Genomic DNA, 11,810 nt, shown 5'->3' on the forward strand with positions numbered 1-11,810 from the left:
TCGCACATCAAGAATGGATTAAATCTGGTTTGGTGGCTTAGGCTTAACATCTAACGGTAACGGGATATAGGCCCGAATCCGTAATCCGCCTCGTTCGCTGGTACCGATATCCAACGAACCGGCGTGCGCATCAATAATTCGCTGCACAATGGCCAGCCCTAACCCGGTGCCACTGGTACTACGGGCGCTATCGCCACGGACAAAAGGCTGGAACAAATGCTTCAAATCTTCCGGCTTAATACCAGGTCCATCATCTTCCACCTGGAACCAAGCCCGCTGTAGCTCTGTGCCACTGCTCACTTTTATCCAGCCATTACCGTAACGAGCGGCATTCACCACCATATTTGCCAAGGCGCGCTTGATCGATAATGGATGAATATCCACCATCACCTCGCCTTCACACAAATCTGTTTCAATCACTCGTTCATAGCCACTTTCAGCAGCAATCACTTCACCCAACACCGCATTAAGATCGCTCGGTTCGGTCGGCATCTCCTGCCCAGTGCGCAGATAATCAATAAACTGCTCAATAATGGCATTACACTCTTCAATGTCCTTATTGATTGACTCAGACAAATAGCCGTCGGCTTCACTCATCATTTCCGTCGCCAAACGGATACGAGTCAATGGCGTACGCAAGTCATGACTGACCCCCGCCATTAATAAGGTGCGGTCATCAGCCAGCAACTTCACACCAGCCGCCATTTGGTTAAATGCCCGGGTGACAGAACGGACCTCAGAAGCACCATATTCGCGCAGCGGTGGCGGAATGATGCCCTTACCGACCTGCAAAGCCGCATGTTCCAGTTCAACCAAGGGTCGATTCTGAATACGGATAAACAGCCAGGCACCGCCAACCGCCAGTAACATGATGGCCAAGGTATAACGGAACAGCGGCGAGAAATCGCCCTGATGGATCTCGGTTAATGGCACCCTCACCCAAATATCTGGCGATAACCACGTTTTCAGCCAGACAACGGGCGAGTTTTTATTCACTTCGACCCGAACATCGGTTGGCCCACCTAATTGCTGGGCCATTTGATCACTAAGAAACTTGTAATGCTGTGCCCAACGCAGGCCACTTTCCTCTGCCGCAGCATTGGTATAAAGCGAAATCCCCAATTCACGGTAAATCTCACGCCGAAACGCCGGCGGGACTTCAAGTAGCGTGCCATCTTCCAGTTGCAATCGATCAGTCATCAGCATACGGACTTCATATGCCAATACTTTATTAAACTGCTGCAAACTGGGCAAAATGGCGAAATTCAGTACCACCAGATACGTCGTGACCAGGCTGACAAACAGCAAGGTCACAATCAGTAATAAGGTTCGGGCAAATGAGCTACGTGGAGAAAAGCGCCATCGCCTCATGCTTTACTGCCGTCCGGCACAAATACGTAGCCCAAGCCCCATACGGTTTGGATATAGCGTGGATGTGCTGGATCTTCTTCTACCATGCGGCGCAGACGTGAAATCTGTACGTCAATAGAACGCTCCATTGCACTGTATTCACGGCCACGAGCCAGATTCATCAGTTTATCGCGAGACAATGGTTCACGCGGGTGACTGACTAAAGCTTTCAGCACCGCAAACTCGCCGCTGGTCAGTGGCATAGGTTCGTCTTCACGGAACATCTCGCGGGTACCCAGGTTCAGTTTGAACTTGCCAAACGCAATGATGGCTTCTTCTTGTGAAGGCGCACCTGGGAGTTCGTTGGCCTGACGGCGTAGCACCGCGCGGATACGGGCCAGCAGTTCACGTGGGTTGAATGGTTTTGGAATATAGTCATCAGCACCGATTTCCAGCCCGACGATACGGTCAACTTCTTCACCCTTGGCCGTCACCATAATGATCGGCATTGGGTTACTTTGACTGCGCAGGCGACGGCAGATAGACAGGCCATCTTCCCCCGGTAACATCAGGTCGAGCACCATCAGGTGAAAAGATTCACGGGTCAACAAACGATCCATTTGTTCAGCATTGGCAACACTGCGCACCTGGAAACCTTGCTCTGTCAGGTAACGTTCCAATAGCGCGCGTAGGCGCATATCGTCATCAACGACCAGAATCTTGTGATTCTCTTGCATTTTATTACTCCCAAAGGCCGTATTGCCCGAATCTGCACATTGTTAGAAAAACTCACTCTAACAGACAGCTATTTATGGTATATATTCTAGTCGAAATTGTTACAAAGATTATTGTCGGGCTTAATTATCAACACTTTCATCAAATGGGCGGTAGCGAATCTCCAGGACGTAGTAGGTCGCTTCGCCATTTGGCGTTTGAACCGTCACCTCATCATCGACCTGTTTGCCTATCAAGGCTCGGGCCACCGGCGAATCGATCGAAATCCATTTTTTCGCCGGTTCGAACTCATCCGGCCCCACCAAACGGAAGATGCGCTGTTCTCCCGATTCATTTTCGACCCGTACCCAGGCACCAAAATAGACTTTCCCTTCCTGACGTGGGTCTGGATCGACAACTTTCAACACTTCAAGGCGTTTAGTCAGAAAGCGCACCCGCCGATCAATTTCCCGCAGGCGCTTCTTACCGTAGATATATTCAGCATTTTCCGAGCGATCACCCATTGCCGCCGCTTCAGACACCGCCTGAGTGACTACTGGCCGCTCTTCTCGCCATAGATAATGCAGCTCACGATCCAGTGCTTCCCAGCCTTCACGGGTTATATAGTTACTTTTCGCCATACCGTTATCCACTTATTCCTTTGGCAGAAATGCCACTACTATACCTTAACCTTTTACCGATAAGTTCACGTTAGCTCAAGCTCGGCGACCACTCTACTGGCAATTTATCCGGGCAATCCGTATAACTATCCTCTGCCGTTTTTCCTACTCACTATCAAAATTGATATCAGACTTATGAATGAACAACTGAGCAGCATTATTGCAAGCGAAATACAGGCGCGACCGGAGCAAGTTATTGCTGCGATAAGCCTGCTGGATGAAGGTAATACCGTGCCCTTTATTTCACGGTATCGTAAGGAAGTTACCGGCGGGTTGGATGATACCCAGCTGCGCCAGTTGGAAAGCCGTTTGGGTTATCTGCGCGAACTTGAAGACAGACGCCAAACCATTCTTAAATCAATCGAAGATCAGGGCAAGCTCACCGAGCAGCTAGCCAGTGCCATTAACGGCACGATGAGTAAGACTGAGCTGGAAGATTTATATCTTCCTTATAAGCCAAAGCGCCGCACCCGCGGGCAGATTGCGATTGAAGCTGGTCTGGAACCCTTGGCAGACAGCCTATGGAATGACCCACAGCAAGATCCGGAACAGGCCGCCCTCGCTTATGTCGACGCCGATAAAGGCGTGGCAGACACCAAAGCGGCACTGGATGGGGCGCGCTATATCCTGATGGAGCGTTTTGCAGAAGATGCCACTTTGCTGGCGAAAGTGCGCCAATATTTGTGGAAAAACGCCCATTTGGTAGCAAAAGTGGTGGAAGGCAAAGAACTGGAAGGTGCCAAATTCCGCGATTACTTCGATCACCACGAGCCTATCGCCCAAGTCCCTTCTCACCGCGCACTGGCAATGTTCCGTGGCCGTAATGAAGGGGTGTTGCAACTGGCGCTGAACCCCGATCCACAGTTTGATGAACCGCCTCGTGAAAGTCAGGGCGAGCAGATCATTATCAACCATCTGGATTTGCGCCTGAATAATGCACCGGCGGATAGCTGGCGCAAAGCCGTGGTCAACTGGACATGGCGTATTAAAGTGCTGATGCATCTTGAAACTGAGCTGATGAGCACCCTGCGTGAACGAGCGGAAGACGAAGCTATCAATGTATTCGCCCGTAACATGCAAGATTTGCTGATGGCCGCTCCGGCGGGGATGCGCGCCACGATGGGCCTCGATCCAGGTCTACGTACTGGGGTGAAAGTGGCAGTGGTTGATGCTACCGGTAAGCTGGTTGCCTACGATACCATCTACCCTCACACCGGGCAGGCGGCTAAAGCCGCGGCCGTGGTGGCTGCCCTATGCATCAAACATCAGGTTGAACTGGTGGCGATTGGTAACGGCACCGCATCACGGGAAACCGAGCGCTTCTTTACCGAGCTGCAACAGCAGTATCCGGCGGTGACGGCGCAGAAAGTGATTGTCAGTGAGGCTGGCGCTTCGGTGTATTCGGCCTCAGAGCTGGCCGCGCAGGAATTCCCTGATCTGGATGTGTCCATCCGTGGCGCGGTTTCTATTGCCCGCCGGTTACAAGACCCGTTGGCTGAACTGGTTAAAATCGATCCGAAATCTATCGGGGTTGGTCAGTATCAGCATGACGTCAGCCAAAGCCAACTGGCGAAAAAGCTGGATGCGGTAGTAGAAGACTGCGTAAACGCCGTGGGCGTGGACTTGAACACCGCGTCAGTACCATTACTGACCCGTGTGGCTGGCCTGACTCGCATGATGGCGCAGAATATTGTGAACTGGCGTGATGAGAATGGGCGCTTCCATAACCGCGAGCAATTGCTGAAAGTCAGCCGCTTAGGGCCAAAAGCTTTCGAACAGTGTGCCGGTTTCTTGCGTATTAACCACGGGGATAACCCGCTGGATGCTTCAACGGTGCATCCGGAAGCCTATCCGGTGGTCGAACGCATTTTGGCCGCTACCGAGCAAGCATTGCAGGACTTAATGGGCAATGCCACAGCATTACGTAGCCTCAACGCCCGCGATTTCACCACCGAGAAATTTGGCGTGCCGACCGTCACAGATATCCTGCGCGAGCTGGAAAAACCGGGTCGAGATCCACGCCCTGAGTTTAAAACCGCGACCTTTGCCGAAGGTGTGGAAACACTGAATGACCTGACTCCGGGGATGATCCTCGAAGGCTCAGTGACTAACGTGACCAACTTTGGCGCATTTGTCGATATCGGTGTCCATCAGGATGGTTTGGTGCATATCTCCTCACTGGCAGACAAGTTTGTCGATGATCCGCATAAAGTGGTGAAAGCTGGTGATATCGTCAAAGTTAAAGTCATGGAAGTGGATTTACAGCGCAAACGTATTGCTCTGAGCATGCGGCTTGATGAACAGCCGGGTGAAAGTGGTTCACGTCGTGGTAATGGTGGTGGTGAGAACCGCGCTAATGCCAATAATGACAATCGTGGTGCCAGTCGGCCGCGTAATAGCAATGAATCCAATAGCCGCCCATCCGCTAAAGGGCGCGCTGGCAGCAACTCCGGCAGCAACCATTCCAGCAACAACAACAGCGCCATGAGTGACGCGTTGGCGGCAGCATTTAAAAAACGCTGATATCTCAAGTTAAGGGCCAGATTCTGTGGCCCTTTTTCATTGTTCTTATTTCATCGAATTGGTAAGTTCAAACTCATCCTTAACGCCATATTGAGCACCACTTCTCATATTTTTTTCTTCTATAAGATTGCAGCGTTATCTTTTAAATTAATTAGCATGCAATTCTTTTTTCGGTGATCTATTACACTAAATCAGACGTAGACTTAACTGATTTAACATCATATTTAACATGAAGTTTAATTTAGTCCGTTATTACACTTAGTTTATAAATAATTACGATAACATTTCATGTATTAATTAAAATATGAATGTTATTTGATTCAAATCATAGTGAAATGATTATGTTAATTATCGGTATTTCTTATTGTGGACAGCAGCTTATAGAAACATTCAGTTAACTGATTTAACTCATCGCTCGCATTTGCGATCGGGCCAATTTGGTGGTAAAACAAGTGCAAATAGAAATCAGACTCATTAATTTTAAAAATGAAATCGTAATGAATATTTACTTTTGAGTCTTTAACCTGAGTTGAATATGAAAACGATTCTTACTATTATTATTTTAATCATTATTTATTAGTGGTGGAATTTTTCTGAACTCTGGTTTGCTAATGCGTTATAACGAGAGGCTTACATGCATCTGATCCCACAGCGCTCCTACAAAATTGTTGGTTTCTCACCTGAAATTAGCCCGGCTTACCGACAAAAATTATTATCACTGGGTATGCTTCCCGGCTCTTCATTTAATGTTGTCCGCCTGGCACCATTAGGTGATCCCATTCAGATAGAAACCCGCAGAGTCAGCTTGGTGGTGCGTAAAAAAGATTTAGACCTACTGACGCTAGACCTGCAACCCTAATATTTCAAATTAACTTCTTATTCTGGCTGTGAGGTGATGTATCAAAACCACCTTGCATAGGCTGACTTTAATTTACTGATATCACGTTGGATCATGAAAGCACTCACAATTGGCCTAATTGGCAACCCCAATGCGGGTAAAACTACCCTTTTCAACCAGTTAACTGGTGCTCGTCAGCGGGTAGGCAACTGGGCTGGGGTCACTGTCGAGCGCAAAGAGGGCCACTTCAGCACCGCACAACATCAGGTGACATTGGTTGACCTGCCGGGAACATACTCGCTCACCACCATTTCTGAACAAACCTCGCTGGATGAGCAGATTGCCTGCCACTATATCCTGAGCGGCGAAGCGGACTTGTTGATTAACGTGGTAGATGCCGCCAATCTGGAGCGCAATCTCTATCTGACACTGCAACTGATAGAGTTAGGTATCCCCTGTGTCGTGGCTCTCAATATGCTGGATATCGCCAAAAGTCAGCACATTGATATTGATATCGAAGCACTTTCTCAGCAGTTGGGCTGCCCGGTTATTCCGCTGGTTTCTACGCGGGGGCAGGGTATCAATGAATTAAAAAACAGTATTGATGAGCTTCAACCTGTTCCCTTCAAGGCGCTGGTTAACTACCCGCCGGTGCTACTCAGTGAAGTGGATAAGTTGGTACAGGCGATGCCTGAGTCCTGGCCGGTGCAGCAGCGTCGCTGGCTGGCACTGCAAATATTAGAGGGTGATATCTATAGCCTGGCTCGCGCTGGCATCTCGCCTTCTATCGTGGAACTGGCCCGTGAAAATCTGCGACAAAACCAGCACGAAGACCCGGAACTAGTGATCGCCGATGCCCGCTATCAAAGCATTGCCCGTATCTGCGATATCGTCGGCAACTCACAGCAAGCTGAACCAAATCGCCTGACCCAAGCGCTTGATAAAGTGATTCTGAATCGCTGGTTAGGTGTCCCTATCTTCTTGTTTGTCATGTATTTAATGTTCGTCCTCGCCATTAATATCGGCGGGGCGCTACAACCGATATTTGATATCGGCTCTGCTGCCATCTTTATTCAAGGGATACAGTGGGTTGGCTATACACTACATTTCCCACAGTGGCTAACCATCTTCCTGGCTCAAGGTGTCGGCGGCGGTATCAACACCGTGCTACCACTGGTGCCACAAATTGGCATGATGTACCTGTTCCTCTCCTTTTTGGAAGACTCCGGTTATATGGCCCGCGCCGCCTTTGTTATGGACCGGCTGATGCAGGCGCTGGGGTTACCGGGTAAATCTTTTGTGCCACTGATTGTCGGCTTCGGCTGCAATGTGCCCTCAATTATGGGCGCACGCACTTTGGATGCTCAACGTGAGCGTTTGATAACGATCATGATGGCGCCGTTTATGTCCTGTGGCGCACGGCTGGCTATATTTGCTGTATTTGCCGCCGCCTTTTTCGGCCAGGACGGAGCCAGTGTCGTCTTTTCTCTCTATTTATTAGGTATTGCCGTCGCCATCCTGACTGGACTGGTATTGAAATACACCATCATGCGCGGCGAAGCATCACCCTTTGTGATGGAGTTACCGGTTTACCACGTGCCACACCTCAAAAGCCTGTTATTACAAACCTGGCAGCGGCTAAAAGGCTTTGTATTGCGCGCCGGTAAAGTGATTGTTATCGCCAGTATTTTTATTGGTGGCCTGAATAGCTTTTCTTTCAGTGGTCAAGCGGTGGATAGCATCAATGATTCAGCACTGGCTTCTGTCAGTAAAGTATTGACTCCGTTACTGGCCCCGATGGGAATTCATGAGGATAACTGGCAGGCAACCGTTGGGTTGGTGACTGGCGCGATGGCGAAAGAAGTGGTGGTGGGGACACTGAATACCCTTTACACCGCTGAGCAAATTAACAATGAACCTTTTGATGCTGAAAACTTTAATTTATTGAGTGAATTGTCCGGAGCCGTTGATACCACCTGGCAGGGATTAAAAGATACCTTCAGTCTCAGTGTGTTAGCTAACCCCATTGAGGCCAGCAAAGGTGACGGCGAAATGGCGGCCGGTTCGATGGGGATGATGAGCAGCAAGTTCGGCTCCAGTATCTCTGCCTACAGCTACCTGATTTTTGTCTTGTTGTATGTGCCTTGTGTCTCGGTGATGGGGGCCATTGCGCGGGAAACCAGCCGGGGCTGGATGACCTTCTCAATACTGTGGGGGCTGAATGTGGCGTACTCACTGGCGACCTTGTTCTATCAAGCCGCTACCTTCAGTGATCACCCACAGCAGAGCCTCAGTATTATTGCTTTGGTTATGATTATTAATGCTTTGATCCTGTTTGGTTTACGCCGTGCACGTAGCCGGGTCACGGTGAGGCTACAAAACAGCGCGCCAGCCAGTTGTTGCCAAAGCTCCGGTAATGACTGTCATTAACAAGGAGGAAGAGAATGGCAAGCCTGGTGCAATTACGCGATGCCATCGCCCTGAGCGGCAGTGCTGATGCGAACCAGTTAAGTCATCAATTGGCGATGCCTTTACCTCTGGTCGAGGCCATGCTGGAAAAGTTGACGGCGATGGGCAAGATTGAACGCATTGAGCAAGATAATAGCGGGTGCCTGACCGGCAGTTGCAAGAGTTGCCCTGAGGGGAAAAATCAATGTAGCACGGTGATTTATCAGTTAAAAAATCATCGTTAAGTTAAATGAGATGCCCACTTGGGAATGACAAAGCTATTGATAACTCAGCGAGTGAAGGGGTTACCGCACCTCGGGGCACCCCGGTCGCTTACGCGACTACGACCCCAACGGCACGCTTCCCCTTCATTGAACTTTATCAGCAATCTATGAGATGCCCACTTGGGCATCCCTGATGATATTATTTATAGACTTCTGCATCCGCATCAAACTTCTTCTTCTCGCGCTCGGCAATAATCACATAATACTTACCGCCTTTCTCATCTGCTAATTTTGACAACTCTTGCTTCACATCCATGGGTGAGGTTGCCTGGCCCGAGGTAGTGATTGTGCCAATCTTCTCGTAATTCTTCGCTTCTTCTTTGGTTATTTCTTTAGCCGCCATCGCGCCAAAAGAAACTCCTGTCACCACCAGAGCTACAGCCAGATTTTTCAATAAATTCATGCCAAATACCTCGCAAATGAAGGATTACTGCTTACACATCTCATACCAAGACAGTAACAATTATTAATTAAATTTAATATTTAGCCATTAAATCACTGATTAAATTTTAGTTAGCTATGTACTGCTCTGTTGGGCGAAATCCACGATAAGTTGAGAAAACGCCTCAGGATGAGAGACAAAAGGTGCATGTGCAGAACCTGGTATCACCACCGATTGAGTATGCGGCCACTGGCTATCTAGCAATGCCGCCACTTTGCGTGGCACCAAGCCATCCAGATAACCATAAATACGCAAGAAAGGGAGCGAGCAGTCTGCCAATTCTTCGCGTAAATCTGCCGTGCGCAAAATATCCAGCCCGCCGGTCAATACATCCACTTCCGGCATTTGGTGTTGCAATACAACCGCTTTCAGCAAACGGGCGTCCTGCCGTGCGCTTTCCGTTCCCAGTGTTTGTAATGCCAGAAAGCGCTCCACAGTACGCTGGAAATCCTCACTAAGTTGTTGCTGGAAACCGGCCAATACTTCCGGGCGAATCCCCGGCCACTCATCATGGGCCGTAAAACAGGGAGAAGACGAAACCGTGATCAAGCCGCGAACGCGCTCAGGGTGGGTCAAGGCTATCTGGCTGGCAACCAATCCGCCCATTGACCAGCCAAGCCAGATTGCTTGCGGCGGCGCTTGCTGTAAGACTATTTCAGCCATTTCTGACAGTGACATTGCGCCAAATTCAGTGCTACGCCCATATCCTGGGAGGTCGACCAAGTGCAGGCGAAAATGCGGCGCGAGTCGATCAATTATGCAATGCCATACCCCTGCATTCAGCCCCCATCCGTGCAGCAACACAAGATCGCGATCGCCTTCACCACAGATGTTCCAATAAAGTTGTTTCATACGTTAGTATCCTGTCGCCTTAACCCTGTATAGCATCATTTATTAAGGAAGATAACTATGCTAACAATCGTCAGCCCGTGTTGGCTATGCCAGCAACCGCTATATCATCCAAAGCACGGTATTTGTGGCTACTGCCGCCGCCACTTTCCCCCATTACCGCCTTGCTGTCTTTACTGTGGCTTACCTTGTAGCAATACTGTTTTGCCCTGCGGCCGCTGTCTGAAACAGCCACCGTGCTGGCAGGGGATCATCTTTGTCAGCGATTATGCCCCGCCACTGGATGGGCTGATAAAAAAGCTAAAATTTAACGGGATGACCTCACTGGCACCAGTATTGGCCCGATTATTATTACTACATTGGCTCGATGCCAAACGGCGCGGAAAAGTCATCAAACCAGACAGAATTATCAGTGTACCGCTGCACCGCTGGCGCTGTTGGCGGCGCGGGTATAATCAAACAGATTTATTAGCGCGGCCATTGGCACGCTGGCTCGGCTGCCATTACAGCAATTCCACCTTACGGCGTATTCGCGTGACGCCCCCGCAACAACAATTAAAAGCCGCAGCACGGCGCAAAAACATGCAGGGAATATTTCGCTGTATGGAGTCTGTTCGCGGCCAACATATTGCTTTGCTGGATGATGTCGTGACAACTGGCAGTACCGTGAATGAGATTGCCAAACTATTATGGGCTGAGGGGATCGCCTCATTGCAGGTCTGGTGTATCTGTCGAACCTTGTAGTCACCCTAACAATGGGCGTATTATAACCGACAAGAGTAGTCAACTATTGAGCAGATGCCATGATCACAATAACAGACGCAGCACAATCTCATTTCGCCAAATTGTTGGCAAATCAAGAAGAAGGCACCCAAATCCGCGTATTTGTTATCAACCCCGGAACACCAACCGCTGAATGCGGCGTGTCTTATTGCCCACCGGATGCCGTTGAAGCAACAGATACCGAACTGAAATTCGAGCAGCTATCAGCCTATATTGATGAGCTGAGCAAACCTTATCTGGAAGATGCTGAAATCGATTTCGTCACTGACCAGTTAGGTTCACAGCTAACGCTGAAAGCGCCTAACGCTAAAATGCGTAAAGTGGATGATAACGCTCCGCTGATGGAGCGGGTTGAGTATGTTCTGCAATCGCAGATTAACCCGCAATTAGCCGGTCACGGTGGTCGTGTTACCTTAATGGAAATCACGCCAGATGGGTTAGCTATCCTGCAATTCGGTGGCGGTTGTAACGGTTGTTCTATGGTCGATGTGACCTTGAAAGAAGGCATCGAGAAAGAGCTGTTGCAGAAATTCCCAGAATTGAAAGGTGTGAGAGATTTGACCGAGCATCAGCGCGGCGAGCACTCTTATTACTAATTAGCCTGCGTCCTTGGCGCTACAGCTGTGTTAGCGGCACTCGCGCACCCGAATCACTGACCTGAGTCAGCTCATCGGGACTTGCTCGTTTGCTGCCTTGCTGTAACACCAATGACTTTGGCTAATATTAGACGGCTAACAAACCTTATCCCGCGTCTCTGGCGCTACAACTGTGTTAGCGGCACTCGCGCACCCGGATCACTGACCTGAGTCAGCTCATCGGGATTTGCTCGTTTGCTGCCTTGCTGTAACACCAATGACTTTGGCTAATATTAGACGGCTAACAAACCTTATCCCGCGTCT

General features: G+C 49.5%; 11 protein-coding genes. 6 read left to right on the top strand and 5 right to left on the bottom strand.

The genetic code is table 11. The annotated features are described in order from the left end of the window. Positions 1 to 18: 18 nt before the first annotated feature. From envZ to greB, 3 genes are all read right to left on the bottom strand, one after another. Entirely contained in the window at positions 19 to 1,371 is a 1,353-nt protein-coding gene (gene envZ / locus HU019_RS04880; RefSeq protein ID WP_174847959.1) for a two-component system sensor histidine kinase EnvZ, read from the bottom strand. Beyond that, positions 1,368 to 2,087, bottom strand: a complete 720-nt coding sequence (ompR, locus tag HU019_RS04885) for an osmolarity response regulator transcription factor OmpR (protein ID WP_004393220.1) — start codon at positions 2,085 to 2,087, stop codon at positions 1,368 to 1,370. Before ompR ends, envZ begins: the two co-directional genes overlap by 4 nt. 120 nt (positions 2,088 to 2,207) lie before the next feature. Then, positions 2,208 to 2,705 (bottom strand): transcription elongation factor GreB, encoded by a 498-nt coding sequence (greB, locus tag HU019_RS04890; RefSeq protein WP_174847960.1) that lies wholly within the window; start codon positions 2,703 to 2,705, stop codon positions 2,208 to 2,210. Between the two features lie 174 nt (positions 2,706 to 2,879). Here greB and HU019_RS04895 point away from each other — a divergent pair, with 174 nt between their 5' ends. From HU019_RS04895 to HU019_RS04910, 4 genes are all read left to right on the top strand, one after another. Further along, positions 2,880 to 5,267, top strand: coding sequence for a Tex family protein (locus tag HU019_RS04895; RefSeq protein WP_174847961.1), 2,388 nt, complete (start codon positions 2,880 to 2,882; stop codon positions 5,265 to 5,267). A 634-nt stretch (positions 5,268 to 5,901) separates the two neighbouring features. After that, complete coding sequence (gene feoA, locus HU019_RS04900) at positions 5,902 to 6,126, top strand: ferrous iron transporter A (RefSeq protein ID WP_004702177.1); 225 nt, start codon at positions 5,902 to 5,904, stop codon at positions 6,124 to 6,126. Between the two features lie 93 nt (positions 6,127 to 6,219). Then, the gene (feoB, locus tag HU019_RS04905) at positions 6,220 to 8,535 is read left to right on the top strand and encodes a Fe(2+) transporter permease subunit FeoB (RefSeq protein ID WP_174847962.1); all 2,316 of its coding nucleotides are present in this window, start codon (positions 6,220 to 6,222) and stop codon (positions 8,533 to 8,535) included. Between the two features lie 14 nt (positions 8,536 to 8,549). Continuing rightward, positions 8,550 to 8,798, top strand: a complete 249-nt coding sequence (locus HU019_RS04910) for a FeoC-like transcriptional regulator (protein ID WP_005174747.1) — start codon at positions 8,550 to 8,552, stop codon at positions 8,796 to 8,798. 178 nt (positions 8,799 to 8,976) lie between these two features. On the opposite strand, the gene HU019_RS04915 is transcribed toward HU019_RS04910, so the two are convergent. Both HU019_RS04915 and bioH read right to left on the bottom strand, forming a co-directional pair. Further along, positions 8,977 to 9,240, bottom strand: a complete 264-nt coding sequence (locus HU019_RS04915; RefSeq protein WP_019081549.1) for a YdgH/BhsA/McbA-like domain containing protein — start codon at positions 9,238 to 9,240, stop codon at positions 8,977 to 8,979. A gap of 114 nt (positions 9,241 to 9,354) precedes the next feature. Further along, the gene (gene bioH / locus HU019_RS04920) at positions 9,355 to 10,131 is read right to left on the bottom strand and encodes a pimeloyl-ACP methyl ester esterase BioH (RefSeq protein WP_174847963.1); all 777 of its coding nucleotides are present in this window, start codon (positions 10,129 to 10,131) and stop codon (positions 9,355 to 9,357) included. Positions 10,132 to 10,188: 57 nt separating this feature from the next. Here bioH and gntX point away from each other — a divergent pair, with 57 nt between their 5' ends. Together gntX and nfuA are read left to right on the top strand one after the other, a co-directional pair. Next, on the top strand, positions 10,189 to 10,872 hold the full coding sequence (gene gntX, locus HU019_RS04925; protein ID WP_174847964.1) for a DNA utilization protein GntX: 684 nt from the start codon (positions 10,189 to 10,191) through the stop codon (positions 10,870 to 10,872). Positions 10,873 to 10,931: 59 nt separating this feature from the next. Then, positions 10,932 to 11,507: a Fe-S biogenesis protein NfuA gene (nfuA, locus tag HU019_RS04930; RefSeq protein WP_050076728.1), complete on the top strand. Its 576-nt coding sequence runs from the start codon at positions 10,932 to 10,934 to the stop codon at positions 11,505 to 11,507. Positions 11,508 to 11,810: the final 303 nt, after the last annotated feature.

It is taken from the genome of Yersinia artesiana, from assembly GCF_902726545.1.
GTDB lineage: Bacteria > Pseudomonadota > Gammaproteobacteria > Enterobacterales > Enterobacteriaceae > Yersinia > Yersinia artesiana.